Genomic DNA, 13,999 nt, shown 5'->3' with positions numbered 1-13,999 from the left:
CGCGCCGCGCCCGATAAGCCTGATTAGAAACCGCATGGCCCTACTGCAGATCGCCGAGCCCGGACAGAGCCCCCAGCCACACCAGCGTCGCCTGGCCGTGGGGGTCGACCTGGGCACCACCAACTCCCTGGTTGCCGCCGTGCGCAGCGGCGTTGCCGCGCCGCTGCCCGATGAGCATGGCGAGGTTATCCTGCCATCGGCGGTGCGTTATCTCGCCGATCGCATCGAGGTGGGGGAGAGCGTGCGTGCCGGTGCATCCCAGGATCCGCTGAACTCCATCATCTCGGTCAAGCGCCTGATGGGGCGCGGCCTGGAAGACGTGAAGCAGCTCGGCGGCCAACTGCCGTACCGCTTCATCCAGGGCGAATCACACATGCCTTTCATCGAGACCGTCCAGGGCGCCAAGAGTCCGGTGGAAGTCTCGGCGGAAATCCTCCGTGCCCTGCGCCAGCGTGCCGAATCCACCCTGGGTGGTGAGCTGGTGGGTGCGGTGATCACCGTTCCTGCCTATTTCGACGACGCCCAGCGCCAGGCCACCAAGGACGCCGCGCGTCTGGCCGGCCTGCATGTGCTGCGCCTGCTCAACGAGCCGACCGCCGCCGCCGTGGCCTATGGCCTGGACAAGAACGCCGAAGGCGTGGTCGCCATCTATGACCTGGGTGGTGGCACCTTCGACATCTCCATCCTGCGCCTGACCCGTGGCGTCTTCGAAGTCCTGGCCACTGGCGGCGATACCGCCCTGGGCGGCGACGACTTCGACCATGCCATCGCCGGCTGGATCATCGAGCAGGCCGGTATCTCGGCCGACCTCGATCCGGGTGCCCAGCGCCGTCTGCTGCAGACTGCCTGTGCCGCCAAGGAAGCCCTGACCAGCAGCGCCAGCGTTGCCGTTGCCTATGGCAGCTGGGCCGGCGAGCTGACTCGCGCCCGGATGGAGTCCCTGATCGATCCACTGATCCAGCGCAGTCTCAAGTCCTGCCGCCGCGCCGTGCGTGATTCCGGCGTGGAGCTGGAGGAAGTCAGCGCCGTGGTGATGGTCGGTGGTTCCACTCGTGTGCCGCGTGTTCGCGAGCTGGTGGGCGAGCTGTTTGGCCGCACGCCGCTGACCGATATCGACCCTGACCAGGTGGTGGCCATCGGCGCCGCCATCCAGGCCGATGCCCTGGCCGGCAACAAGCGCGGCGAAGAGCTGCTGCTGCTGGATGTGATCCCCCTGTCGCTCGGCCTGGAAACCATGGGCGGGCTGATGGAGAAGGTGATCCCGCGCAACACCACCATTCCGGTGGCCCGCGCCCAGGAGTTCACCACCTACAAGGATGGCCAGACGGCCATGATGATTCACGTGCTGCAGGGCGAGCGCGAACTGGTCAAGGACTGCCGGTCCCTGGCGCGCTTCGAGCTGCGTGGCATTCCGCCGATGGTGGCGGGCGCGGCGAAGATCCGCGTCAGTTTCCAGGTCGACGCCGATGGTTTGCTGGGCGTGTCCGCCCGCGAGCTGTCCTCGGGCGTCGAGGCGAGCATCCAGGTCAAGCCGTCCTACGGCCTGACCGACGGCGAGATTGCCCGCATGCTGCAGGACTCCTTCCAGTACGCCGGCGACGACATGACCGCCCGCGCCCTGCGCGAGCAGCAGGTAGAGGCCGAGCGTCTGCTGGAGGCTGTGCAGTCGGCCCTGGACGCCGACGGCGAGCGCCTGCTGGATGCCGATGAGCGCCTGGCTATCGACGCCGGCATGGAAACCTTGCGCGAGCTGGCTGCCGGCAGCGATACCGCCGCCATCGAACAACAGATCAAGCGCCTGTCCCAGGTGACTGACGCCTTTGCCGCGCGCCGTATGGACGCCACCGTCAAGGCCGCACTGGCCGGTCGCCGGCTCAACGAAATCGAGGAATAAGCGAAGATGCCGCAGATCGTATTTCTGCCGAACGCCGAACATTGCCCGGAGGGCGCGGTGATCGAGGCCCAGCCGGGCGAAACCATCATGAAGGCGGCGCTGCGCAACGGTATCGAGATCGAGCACGCCTGCGAGATGTCCTGTGCCTGCACCACCTGCCACGTGATCGTGCGCGAAGGTTTCAACTCGATGGAAGCCTCCGACGAGCTGGAGGACGACATGCTGGACAAGGCCTGGGGCCTGGAGCCGGATTCGCGCCTGTCCTGCCAGGCCGTGGTGGGTGAAGAGGACCTGGTGGTCGAGATTCCGAAATACACCATCAACCAGGTTTCCGAAGGCCATTGAGCGGAGCGCCGAGATGAGTCTGAAATGGGTTGATGTGCTCGAAATTGCCATCCAGCTGGCCGAAAGCAAGCCGGATGTCGATCCGCATTACGTGAACTTCGTCGATCTGCACCGCTGGGTGCTGGCATTGCCGGAGTTCAGCGACGATCCTTCCCGCGGCGGGGAGAAGGTCCTGGAGGCCATCCAGGCCGCCTGGATCGAAGAACTCGACTGAGGGACGCGGTCCCGCCAGCCGCGTACCCATTTGTCATGAACCCGCGTATAATTCGCGGGTTTTATCTTTAGGAGTGCTCTGAAAAAATCCCCGCGGGATTTCCAGAGCCGCCGGCCCCGCCGCCGTTCGGGCCGGTCCCGCGTACGCCGCTTCTGCGGCCGGCGCCTGCGACAAACCTTGAATCACAGGAGCTCCTGGCCTTTCTAGGAGCTTCTTGGCGTTACCAACCTTGCTTTCCGGAGTTATTTTCATGGCCCTGCAACGTACCTTCTCCATCATCAAGCCCGACGCTGTTGCCAAGAACGTCATCGGCGAAATCCTGACCCGCTTCGAAAAAGCCGGTCTGCGCGTTGTCGCTTCGAAGATGGTTCAACTGTCCGAGCGCGAAGCTGGCGGCTTCTACGCCGAGCACAAAGAGCGTCCCTTCTTCAAGGACCTGGTTGCCTTCATGACCTCCGGCCCGGTCGTCGTTCAGGTTCTGGAAGGCGAAGACGCCATCCTGCGCAACCGTGAACTGATGGGCGCCACCGATCCGAAGAAAGCCGACGCCGGCACCATCCGCGCCGACTTCGCCGTTTCCATCGACGAGAACGCCGTACACGGTTCCGACTCGGAAGCTTCGGCTGCCCGCGAAATCGCTTACTTCTTCTCCAGCACCGAGGTGTGCGAGCGCATTCGCTGATAAAGGCGAATGAGCGAGGGTGAATCCATGACTGATACCGCTGTAAAGGCCAACCTGCTGGGCATGACCAAGCCCCAGCTCGAGGAATTCTTCGAGTCCATCGGTGAAAAGCGCTTCCGCGCCGGCCAGGTGATGCAATGGATTCACCACTTTGGCGCTCTCGAGTTCAGCGCCATGACGAACGTCGGCAAGGCCTTGCGCGAAAAGCTCGAGGCCGTTGCCGAAATTCGTCCTCCGGAGATCGTCAGCCAGGACATTTCCTCTGACGGTACCCGCAAGTGGGTGGTGCGCGTGGCCTCGGGCAGTTGCGTCGAGACCGTGTACATCCCGCAGGGCGGCCGCGGCACCCTGTGCGTGTCGTCCCAGGCCGGTTGCGCGCTGGACTGCAGCTTCTGCTCCACCGGCAAGCAAGGTTTCAACAGCGACCTGACCTCCGCCGAGATCATCGGCCAGGTGTGGATCGCCAACCAATCGTTCGGGACCGTCCCGGGCAAGATCGACCGTGCCATCACCAACGTGGTGATGATGGGCATGGGCGAGCCGCTGCTGAACTTCGACAACGTCGTGAGCGCCATGAGCATCATGATGGAAGACCTCGGCTACGGTATTTCCAAGCGCAAGGTGACCCTGTCCACCTCCGGCGTGGTGCCGATGATCGACAAGCTCGCCGAGGTCACCGACGTGTCCCTGGCCCTGTCGCTGCACGCCCCCAACGACGAACTGCGCAACCAGCTGGTGCCGATCAACAAGAAGTACCCGCTGGAGATGCTGCTCGACGCCTGCTACCGCTACATCACGCGCCTGGGCAAGGAGCGCGTGCTGACCGTCGAGTACACCCTGCTGGCCAACGTCAACGACCAGCCCGAGCATGCCGAGCAACTGATCGCATTGCTCAAGGATTTCCCTTGCAAGATCAACCTGATTCCGTTTAATCCGTTCCCGCATTCGGGTTACGAGCGGCCGAGCAACAATGCCATCCGCCGTTTCCAGGACATGCTGCACAAGGGCGGTTTCAACGTGACCGTGCGCACCACCCGCGGTGAGGACATCGACGCCGCCTGTGGCCAACTGGTGGGCCAGGTGATGGACCGCACCCGCCGCAGCGAGCGCTATATCGCCGTACGCCAACTGGCGACGGAAAACGAGCAGGCGTCGAACGCCGCCAATCGAAACTGACCCGGGGAGGAATCCGATGACCCTGCGCGCCGCGCTGTTCTTGCTGTTGGCAACCGTGCTGACGGGTTGCGTGTCGACTGGTAAACAGGATCCTCTGAAAACCGATAAGGGCCGGGATGAGGCGCGCGACGCCTATATCCAGTTGGGGCTCGGCTACCTGCGGGCCGGCAATGCCGAACAGGCCAAGGTCCCGCTGCGCCAGGCGCTGGAGCTCGATCCGTCCAGTGCCGACGCGCATACCGCGCTGGCCGCGGTCTATCAGACCGAGATGGAACCGCAACTGGCCGAAACCGAATACCGCAAGGCACTGTCCTCCCGTTCGGACGATGCGCGCATCCTGAACAACTACGGCGGCTTCCTGTTCGAGCAAAAACGCTACAAGGAAGCCTACGACGCCTACATCAAGGCCGCCGAGGATGGCTTGTATCCCGAGCGTTCGCGGATCTTCGAGAACCTCGGGCTGGTCAGCCTCCAGCTCAAGCAGCGGGAGCAGGCCAAGGAATACTTCGAGAAGGCTATTCGCCTCAATCGCAATCAGCCCAGCGCACTGATCGAGATGGCCGAGCTCAACTACCAGGATCGCCAGTACGTTCCGGCGCGGGCCTACTATCAGGAATACCTCAGGCAGGGGCCGCAGAGCGCGCGCAGCCTGCTGCTGGGCATTCGACTGGCAAAGATCTTCGACGACCGGGATACCGCTGCCAGCTACGGGCTGCAACTCAAGCGCCTGTATCCCGCTTCTCCTGAATACCAGGCATACCAGGCGGATAAATGATGAGCACGTCGCAGTCCGATGTCATCGGCACGACCCGAGCCAATCCTGGCGAAACACTGCGTCAGGCCCGTGAGAACAAGGGCTGGAGCATCGCCCAGGTCGCAGGCCAGCTGAACCTGACCGAGCACTCGCTGCGCCAGCTGGAGCAGGGTTCCTTCGATCAGTTGCCCGGCCACACCTTCGCGCGCGGCTACGTACGCGCCTACGCCAAGCTGTTGGGCATGGACCAGGCGCAGATGGTCCAGTCCTTCGACCAGTACACCGGCACCGACGCCAGCGGCAGCAGCGTGCACAGCCTCGGTCGCGTGGTCGAGCCGGTGCGCCTGTCGCGCAACCTGCTGCGCCTGTTCAGCCTCGTGCTGCTCGCCCTGCTGATCGGCTTCGGCTACTTCTGGTGGCAGGAGCGTGCTGCCCGCACCGCTGAGAGCGGTAGCCTGAATATGGAGCATGTCGAGGTCGAGAGCGCCGACGGCACCACCGAGATCCATACCCTCGACGAGCCGGAAGACCAGGCCGTCGCCGAGGACCAGGCCGATACTGCAGTCGTGCCGTCCGAGCCTGCCGCGGATAGCGCCACCGCCGAGACCCCGACCGAAGGCACGCCGCCGGCCGTAACCGCTAATCCTGCCGCTGCGGCTGTTGGCGAAGCGGCTCCGGCCCAGGCTCCGGCTCCGGTCGCTTCCGCACAGCAACCTGCCGTCGCGCAGCCGGCTGTACCGGTCGCACCGGCCGAAGTCCAAGCGGTTGCCCCGGTCGCTGCTCCGGTGGTCGCCGCCGCGGGTCAGGGCGTGGTCAGGATTCAATTCACCGAGGACTGCTGGACCCAGGTCACCGATGCCGATGGCAAGGTCCTGTTCGGCGCGCTGAAGCGCAAGGGCGACAGCCTGGAGCTGGCGGCCAAGGCTCCGGTTCAACTGCGCCTGGGCTTCGCCCGTGGTGCGCAGGTCAGCTACAACGGCCAGCCGGTCGAAGTGACACCGGCGCGCGGCGGTACCGCGCGCCTGACGTTGGGTGGACAGTAAGATGCATTGCGAGTCTCCGATCAAACGTCGCCTGTCCCGCAAGATCTGGGTAGGTAACGTGCCGGTGGGTGGGGATGCCCCCATCGCCGTGCAGAGCATGACCAACACCGATACCCTCGATGTGGCCGCCACCGTGGCCCAGATCCGTCGTCTGGAAGACGCAGGCGCCGACATCGTCCGCGTCTCCGTGCCGGACATGGACGCCGCCGAGGCCTTCGGCAGGATCAAGCAGCAGGTCAAGGTGCCGCTGGTCGCCGATATCCACTTCGACTACAAGATCGCCCTGCGCGTGGCCGAGCTGGGTGTCGATTGCCTGCGCATCAACCCCGGCAACATCGGTCGCGAGGACCGGGTGAGGGCCGTGGTGGATGCCGCCCGCGAGCGCAACATCCCGATCCGCATCGGCGTCAACGCCGGTTCCCTGGAGAAGGACCTGCAGAAGAAGTACGGCGAACCGACTCCGGAAGCCCTGCTGGAGTCGGCCATGCGTCATGTCGATCACCTCGACAAGCTGGACTTCCAGAACTTCAAGGTCAGTGTGAAGGCCTCCGACGTGTTCATGGCCGTTGCCGCCTACCGCCTGCTGGCGAAAGAGATCGAGCAACCGCTGCACCTGGGCATCACCGAAGCCGGCGGGCTGCGCTCGGGCACGGTGAAATCCGCCGTCGGCCTGGGCATGCTGCTCGCCGAAGGCATCGGCGACACCATCCGTATTTCCCTGGCCGCCGACCCGGTGGAAGAGATCAAGGTCGGCTTCGACATCCTCAAGTCGCTGCACCTGCGTTCCCGTGGCATCAACTTCATCGCCTGTCCGAGCTGCTCGCGGCAGAACTTCGATGTGGTGAAGACCATGAACGAGCTGGAAGGCCGCCTGGAAGACCTGCTGGTCCCGCTGGACGTGGCCGTGATCGGCTGCGTGGTCAACGGTCCCGGCGAAGCCAAGGAAGCCCACATCGGCCTCACCGGTGGTACGCCGAGCAACCTGATCTACATCGACGGCAAGCCCGCGCAGAAGCTGCAGAACGAAAACCTGGTGGATGAGCTGGAACGGCTGATCCGCGAAAAAGCGGCCGAGAAGGCCGAGGCCGACGCCGCACTGATCGTGCGCGGCTGACCGCAACAAGGACCCTACGTGAGCAAGTCCCTGCAAGCCATCCGTGGCATGAACGACATCCTGCCGGAACAGACCCCGGCCTGGCGCTATCTGGAAAGTACCTTTGCCGAGCTGCTCGATGGCTACGGCTACAAAGAAATCCGCATGCCGATCCTGGAGTTCACCGAACTCTTCGCCCGTGGCATCGGTGAAGGTACCGACGTGGTCGACAAGGAGATGTACACCTTCCTCGACCGCAACGGCGAATCCCTCACCATGCGTCCGGAAGGTACCGCGGGTTGCGTGCGTGCCGTGCTCGAACACGGCCTTTCCGGCGGCGGCCAGGTGCAGAAGCTCTGGTACACAGGGCCGATGTTCCGCTACGAGAAGCCGCAGAAGGGCCGCTATCGCCAGTTCCACCAGATTGGCGTGGAAGTCTTCAACCTGCCCGGACCGGACATCGACGCCGAGCTGATCATCCTCACCTGGCGCCTGTGGCAGAAGCTGGGCATGGCCGATGCCGTGACCCTGCAGCTCAATACCCTGGGTTCCAGCGAGGCCCGTGCGCGCTACCGTGATGCACTGGTCGCCTATCTCCAGGATCGTTTCGACCAGCTCGACGAAGACAGCCAGCGCCGCATGACCACCAACCCGCTGCGCATCCTCGACAGCAAGGTGGAAAGCACTCAGGCCCTGCTGGTCGGCGCGCCGACCCTGCACGACTACCTGGATGAAGAGTCGATCGCGCACTTCGAGGGCCTCAAGGCTCGCCTGGACGCGGTCGGCCTGCGCTACGAAATCAACCAGAAGCTGGTGCGTGGTCTGGACTACTACTGCCGTACCGCGTTCGAGTGGGTCACCGACAAGCTCGGCGCCCAGGGCACCGTTTGCGGCGGTGGTCGTTACGACGGTCTGGTCAGCCAGTTCGGCGGCAAGCCGACGCCGGGCGTGGGCTTCGCGATGGGCGTGGAGCGCCTGGTGTTGCTGCTGGATACCCTGGGCCTGGTTCCCGAAGCGCTCAATCGCCCGGCGGACCTGTACCTCTGCGCCTTCGGCGAGGCCGCCGAGCTCGCCGGCCTGAGCCTGGCCGAGCGCCTGCGCGACGCCATTCCCGGCGTGCGCCTGCTGGTCAACGCCGGCGGCGGCAGCTTCAAGAGCCAGTTCAAGAAGGCCGACAAGAGCGGTGCACAGTTCGCAATGATTCTGGGTGACGACGAACTGGCCAGTCGCGTGGTAGGTTTCAAGCCCCTGCGTGGCGAGGGCGAACAACAGAACATCGCCTGGGACGCTCTGCCCGAGCACCTGGCAGCCTGCCTGCGGCAGGCTTGAGAATCGAGCGGATAGGAGTATTGGGGTGAGTACGCGTACCGAAGAAGAACAGATCGCCGACATCAAGGACTGGTGGCAGCGCAACGGCATGCCCCTGCTGACCGGTGCCGCACTGGCACTGGTGGTGGTATTCGGCTGGCAAGCCTGGAAGAAGTACCAGAACAACCAGGCCCAGGGGGCCTCCGTGGTTTACCAGGCCCTGCTGGAAACCGCCCTGAACCCCACCGGCAAGCCGGATACCGCCAGGGTTGCCGAGCTGGCCAACAAGCTGACCAGCGAATACGCCGGTACCTCGTATGCCCAGTACGGTCGCCTGTTCGTCGCCAAGGTCGCGGTGGACAACGGCAAGCTGGATGACGCTGTTCTTGAACTCAAGGCCATCGTCGACAAGCCCGTGGACACCACCCTTGGCGAGCTGGCGCGCCAGCGCCTCGCCCGTGTGATGGGTGCCCAGGGCAAGTCCGAGGAAGCCCTGAAGCTGCTCGATGGCAACGTCGAAAAGGCCTATGTCGCCACCCGCGAAGAACTGCGCGGCGACCTGCTGGTCCAGCTCAAACGTGAAGACGAGGCCCGTACCGCCTACGAGAAGGCCAAGGCCGCCCTGCCGGAAGACGCCGCCGTCGGCGCCCTGCAGATGAAGCTCGACGACCTGGCCAAGGGAGACGCCTGACATGTTGCGCTGGAAACATGCCGCGTTGCTCGCGCTGACCCTGTTGGCTGTCGGTTGCAGCAGCAACAGCAAGAAAGAATTGCCGCCGGCGGAACTCACCGATTTCAAGGAAGAGGTCCGTCTGGAGAAGCAGTGGAGCCGTTCGGTCGGTGACGGCCAGGGCGAGCTGTACAACCTGCTCGAACCGGCGGTGGATGGCCAGACCATCTACGCCGCGTCCGCTGAAGGCCGGGTCATGGCGATTCAGCGCGAAAGCGGTGACGTGTTGTGGAAAAAGGACCTCGACCTGCCGATTTCCGGCGCCGTTGGCGCGGGCAACGGGCTGGTCCTGCTGGGCACCATGCGTGGCGACGTGATCGCTCTGGACGCCGGCAGCGGCGAACAGAAGTGGCGCTCCAAGGTTTCCAGCGAAGTGCTGGCCGCCCCGGCCACCAACGGCGACGTGGTGGTGGTGCAGACCCAGGACGACAAACTGGTCGGCTTCGATGCCGCCACCGGCAACCAGCGCTGGCTCTATGAAAGCACCGTACCGGTGCTGACCCTGCGTGGTACCGGTGCTCCGCTGATCGATGGCGGTCTGGCCCTGGCTGGCCTGGCCAGCGGCAAGGTCGTTGCCGTGGACGTACAGCGCGGCCTGCCGGTGTGGGAACAGCGCGTGGCTATCCCGCAGGGTCGTTCCGAACTGGACCGCGTGGTCGATATCGACGGCGGTCTGCTGCTGGCCGATGGCGTCCTTTATGTCGCCAGCTACCAGGGCCGCGCTGCGGCGCTGGACGAAAGAACCGGCCGTGTGCTCTGGCAACGTGAGGCGTCCAGCTACGTCGGCGTCGCCGAAGGCACCGGCAGCGTGTTCATCAGCCAGGCCAGCGGCACCGTGGAAAGCCTGGATTCCCGTGGTTCGTCCTCGCTGTGGAGCAACGACGCCCTGGCTCGCCGCCAGTTGTCCGCTCCGGCCGTGTTCTCGAGCAACGTGGTGGTCGGTGACCTGGAAGGTTACCTGCACCTGCTGAGCCAGGTGGATGGTCGTTTCGTTGGCCGCGAGAAGGTCGACGGCGACGGCGTGCGGGTTCGCCCGCTGGTAGTCGGCAGCTGGATGTACGTGTTCGGCAACAGCGGAAAGCTGGTCGCCTACACGCTCCGCTAAGCTGAGTGTTACTGCCGGCCGCTGCCGTTTTTTACGGCAGCGGCCGTCGTGTTTTTAAGAAATTCTGAAATTTTCCTGGAGAGCCGCATGGTTCCCGTAATAGCCCTGGTGGGCCGCCCGAACGTCGGCAAGTCCACCCTGTTCAACCGCCTGACCAAGACCCGCGACGCCATCGTCGCCGAGTACGCCGGTCTGACCCGCGATCGCCAGTACGGCGAGGCCAAGTGGCAGGGCAAGAAATTCATCGTCATCGACACCGGCGGTATCTCCGGTGACGAGGAAGGCATCGATGCCAAGATGGCCGAGCAATCGCTGCAGGCTATCGAAGAGGCCGATGCGGTGCTGTTCATGGTCGACTCCCGCGCCGGCCTGACCGCCGCCGACCAGATGATCGCCGAGCACCTGCGCAAACGGAACAAGCGCAGCTTCCTGGTGGCGAACAAGGTCGACACCGTCGATCCGGACATCGCCCGCGCCGAGTTCAGCCCGTTGGGCCTGGGCCATGCGATCCCGATCGCCGCCGCCCACGGCCGTGGCATCACCCAGATGCTGCAGGAAGCCCTGGGCGACCTGTTCGTCCCCGAGCCCGAGGCGCCGGAAGACAACGACCTGCCGGGCGAACTGGAAGAGGTCGCCGAGGGCGAGGAGCCCAAGCGCATCCCCGGCCCGAGCGAGAAGGATGGCATCAAGATCGCCATCATCGGCCGCCCCAACGTCGGCAAGTCCACGCTCGTGAACCGCATGCTCGGCGAAGAGCGGGTGATCGTCTACGACCAGGCCGGCACCACCCGCGACAGCATCTACATTCCCTTCGAGCGCAACGAAGAGAAGTACACCCTGATCGACACCGCCGGCGTGCGCCGCCGCGGCAAGATCTTCGAGGCGGTGGAAAAATTCTCCGTGGTGAAGACCCTGCAGGCGATCCAGGACGCCAATGTGGTCATCTTCGTCATGGACGCCCGCGAAGGCGTGGTCGAGCACGACCTCAATCTGCTCGGCTTCGTGCTGGAGACCGGTCGCGCGCTGGTCATCGCCCTGAACAAGTGGGACGGCATGGATTCGGGCGAACGCGAGTACGTGAAGACGGAGCTGGAGCGCCGGCTGATGTTCGCCGACTTCGCCGACATCCACTTCATCTCCGCGCTGCACGGCACCGGCGTCGGGCACCTGTACAAGTCGGTGCAGGACTCCTTCCGTTCCGCCGTGACCCGCTGGCCCACCAGCAAGCTCACGCAGATTCTGGAAGACGCCATCCAGGTCCACCAGCCGCCGATGGTCAATGGCCGTCGCATCAAGCTGCGCTATGCACACCTGGGCGGCGCCAACCCGCCGCTGATCGTGATCCACGGCAACCAGGTGGACTCGGTGCCCAAGGCCTACACGCGCTACCTGGAGAAGACCTACCGGCGCGTGCTCAAACTGGTCGGTACGCCGATCCGCATCGAGTACAAGGGCGGCGACAACCCGTTCGAAGGCAAGAAGACCCAGCTCACCGAACGCCAGGTCAACAAGAAGCGCCGGCTGATGTCGCACCACAAGAAGGCCGAGAAGAAGAAGAAGGACAAGCGTAAATAACGCCTGTCGGGCTTCAGGCATACGGCTGTAGGCGATAGAGTAGGGCTTCCCTCTCATCGCCCGCAGCCTGTAGTCACGCCATGCTCACCAGCAAACTGCCGAATGTCGGCACCACCATCTTCACCCGCATGTCCCAGCTCGCCGCCGAATGCGCTGCGCTGAACCTCTCCCAGGGTTTCCCCGACTTCGACAGCCCTGCGCCATTGCTCGAAGCCGTCGCCCGCCACGTGATGGCCGGGCACAACCAGTACAGCCCGATGACCGGCCTGCCGGCCCTGCGCGAACAGGTCGCGGCCAAGGTTGCCAGCTTCTACGGTCGCAAGGTCAGCGCCGACACCGAGGTGACCATTGTCCCCGGTGCGACCGAAGGGATCTTCTGCGCGGTGCAGGCGCTGATCCGCGCGGGCGATGAAGCCATCGTCCTCGACCCCTGCTACGACAGCTACGAACCCTCGGTGGAGCTGGCTGGCGGCCGTTGCGTGCATGTGCCGCTGAGCCTGCCGGACTTCCGCATCGACTGGCAGCGCATGGCCGACGCCATCACCCCGCGCACCCGCCTGATCTTCCTCAACAGCCCGCACAACCCCAGCGGCGCGCTGATCGACCGCGCCGACCTGGACCGCCTGGCCGCGCTGATCCGCGACCGCGAGATCTACGTCATCAGCGACGAAGTCTACGAGCACCTGATCTACGACGGTGTGCAGCACGCCAGCGTGCTGGCCCATGACGAGCTGTATCCGCGCGCCTTCGTGATCAGTTCCTTCGGCAAGACCTATCACGTCACCGGCTGGAAGACCGGCTACGTGGTGGCGCCGCCGGTGCTGTCGGCGGAGATGCGCAAGATCCACCAGTACGTGAACTTCTGCGGCGTGACCCCGCTGCAATGGGCGCTGGCCGACTTCATGGCCGCGCACCCCGAGCACCTGCGCGAGCTGCCCGGTTTCTACCAGGCCAAGCGCGACCTGTTCTGCGACCTGCTGGAGAACTCGCGCTTCGGCTTCCAGCGTGCCGCCGGCACCTACTTCCAGGTGGCCGACTACTCGGCGATCCGCCCGGACCTGGACGACGTCGCCATGTCCGAATGGCTGACCCGCGAGCATGGCGTGGCCGCCATCCCGGTCTCGGTGTTCTACCAGCAGCCCCCGGCGGACATGCGCCTGGTGCGCTTCTGCTTCGCCAAGAAAGAGGAGACGCTGCGTCAGGCGGCGGAAAGACTATGCGCGATCTGAGCCAACTGCCGGACTTGAAGCTGGCACTGGTGCAGACCACCCTGGTCTGGCACGACGCCGAGGCCAACCGCGAGCGCTTCGAGGTGCTGCTGGAAAGTGCCCGTGGCGCGGACGTGGTGATCCTGCCGGAGATGTTCACCACCGGCTTTTCAATGGACTCCGAGACCCTGGCCGAGATGGAGGAGGGCGAGACCTACGCCTGGCTGCGCAAGCAAGCATCGAGGCTCGACGCTGTGGTCTGTGGCAGCGTGATCATCCGTGTCGCCGACGGCAGCCACCGAAACCGCCTGCTCTGGGCGCGCCCGGATGGCGAGATGCTGCATTACGACAAGCGCCACCTGTTCCGCATGGCCGGCGAGCACAAGCACTACACGCCGGGCGAGCATCAGGTGCTGCTGGAGTGGAAAGGCTGGCGGATTCGCCCATTGGTCTGCTACGACCTGCGCTTCCCGGTGTGGAGCCGCGATGCCCAGGACACCGACCTGCTGCTCTATACCGCCAACTGGCCGGCCGCGCGCCGCCAGCACTGGAACCGCCTGCTGCCGGCGCGGGCCATCGAAAACCTCTGCTACGTCGCGGCGGTCAACCGCGTTGGCGAGGATGGCAAGGGCCACGCGTATTCCGGCGACAGCCAGGTACTGGACTTCCAGGGCGACAGCCTGCTGGCGGCGGGGCATGCCGACGGGGTGTTCCAGGTGGCCCTGCGTGCGGCGGAGCTGGCGGCGTACCGCGAGCGTTTCCCGGCCTATCTGGATGCGGATCGGTTCGATATCCAGCTCTGATATCAGTTCGTCCGCGATGCTCTTAAGAGTCCGATATTCCAGCGACCCAGGATCGATGCGGCTCTTGTA

The 13,999-nt window shown here is 64.8% G+C and carries 14 protein-coding genes; all 14 read left to right on the top strand.

Annotated elements, in window-relative coordinates:
* Positions 1 to 34: 34 nt before the first annotated feature.
* The 14 genes from hscA to H681_RS18915 all read left to right on the top strand — a co-directional run bounded on the left by hscA (position 35) and on the right by H681_RS18915 (position 13,930).
* Complete coding sequence (hscA, locus tag H681_RS18980) at positions 35 to 1,894, top strand: Fe-S protein assembly chaperone HscA (RefSeq protein WP_015478502.1); 1,860 nt, start codon at positions 35 to 37, stop codon at positions 1,892 to 1,894.
* A 6-nt stretch (positions 1,895 to 1,900) separates the two neighbouring features.
* A complete protein-coding gene (fdx, locus tag H681_RS18975) occupies positions 1,901 to 2,239 on the top strand; it encodes an ISC system 2Fe-2S type ferredoxin (RefSeq protein WP_015478501.1) in 339 nt (112 codons plus the stop codon).
* Between the two features lie 13 nt (positions 2,240 to 2,252).
* Entirely contained in the window at positions 2,253 to 2,453 is a 201-nt protein-coding gene (iscX, locus tag H681_RS18970; RefSeq protein ID WP_015478500.1) for a Fe-S cluster assembly protein IscX, read from the top strand.
* Positions 2,454 to 2,703: 250 nt separating this feature from the next.
* The gene (ndk, locus tag H681_RS18965) at positions 2,704 to 3,135 is read left to right on the top strand and encodes a nucleoside-diphosphate kinase (protein ID WP_015478499.1); all 432 of its coding nucleotides are present in this window, start codon (positions 2,704 to 2,706) and stop codon (positions 3,133 to 3,135) included.
* Between the two features lie 27 nt (positions 3,136 to 3,162).
* Positions 3,163 to 4,311 (top strand): 23S rRNA (adenine(2503)-C(2))-methyltransferase RlmN, encoded by a 1,149-nt coding sequence (gene rlmN, locus H681_RS18960; RefSeq protein ID WP_015478498.1) that lies wholly within the window; start codon positions 3,163 to 3,165, stop codon positions 4,309 to 4,311.
* A 16-nt stretch (positions 4,312 to 4,327) separates the two neighbouring features.
* Complete coding sequence (gene pilW / locus H681_RS18955) at positions 4,328 to 5,086, top strand: type IV pilus biogenesis/stability protein PilW (protein ID WP_015478497.1); 759 nt, start codon at positions 4,328 to 4,330, stop codon at positions 5,084 to 5,086.
* Positions 5,083 to 6,108, top strand: a complete 1,026-nt coding sequence (locus H681_RS18950; RefSeq protein ID WP_041712146.1) for a RodZ domain-containing protein — start codon at positions 5,083 to 5,085, stop codon at positions 6,106 to 6,108. The genes pilW and H681_RS18950 overlap by 4 nt, the downstream gene beginning before the upstream one ends.
* 1 nt (position 6,109) lies before the next feature.
* A complete protein-coding gene (gene ispG / locus H681_RS18945) occupies positions 6,110 to 7,222 on the top strand; it encodes a flavodoxin-dependent (E)-4-hydroxy-3-methylbut-2-enyl-diphosphate synthase (RefSeq protein WP_015478495.1) in 1,113 nt (370 codons plus the stop codon).
* Positions 7,223 to 7,240: 18 nt separating this feature from the next.
* Positions 7,241 to 8,530, top strand: coding sequence for a histidine--tRNA ligase (gene hisS, locus H681_RS18940; RefSeq protein WP_015478494.1), 1,290 nt, complete (start codon positions 7,241 to 7,243; stop codon positions 8,528 to 8,530).
* A 25-nt stretch (positions 8,531 to 8,555) separates the two neighbouring features.
* A complete protein-coding gene (locus H681_RS18935) occupies positions 8,556 to 9,200 on the top strand; it encodes a YfgM family protein (protein WP_015478493.1) in 645 nt (214 codons plus the stop codon).
* 1 nt (position 9,201) lies between these two features.
* The gene (bamB, locus tag H681_RS18930) at positions 9,202 to 10,344 is read left to right on the top strand and encodes an outer membrane protein assembly factor BamB (protein WP_015478492.1); all 1,143 of its coding nucleotides are present in this window, start codon (positions 9,202 to 9,204) and stop codon (positions 10,342 to 10,344) included.
* An 87-nt stretch (positions 10,345 to 10,431) separates the two neighbouring features.
* Positions 10,432 to 11,919 (top strand): ribosome biogenesis GTPase Der, encoded by a 1,488-nt coding sequence (der, locus tag H681_RS18925; protein WP_015478491.1) that lies wholly within the window; start codon positions 10,432 to 10,434, stop codon positions 11,917 to 11,919.
* An 80-nt stretch (positions 11,920 to 11,999) separates the two neighbouring features.
* Positions 12,000 to 13,148 (top strand): pyridoxal phosphate-dependent aminotransferase, encoded by a 1,149-nt coding sequence (locus tag H681_RS18920; protein ID WP_015478490.1) that lies wholly within the window; start codon positions 12,000 to 12,002, stop codon positions 13,146 to 13,148.
* On the top strand, positions 13,136 to 13,930 hold the full coding sequence (locus tag H681_RS18915) for an amidohydrolase (protein WP_015478489.1): 795 nt from the start codon (positions 13,136 to 13,138) through the stop codon (positions 13,928 to 13,930). Before H681_RS18920 ends, H681_RS18915 begins: the two co-directional genes overlap by 13 nt.
* Positions 13,931 to 13,999 lie beyond the last annotated feature (69 nt).

Source organism: Pseudomonas sp. ATCC 13867 (assembly GCF_000349845.1).
Classification (GTDB): Bacteria; Pseudomonadota; Gammaproteobacteria; order Pseudomonadales; family Pseudomonadaceae; genus Pseudomonas.
This window is presented reverse-complemented; position numbering and strand designations above follow the sequence as displayed.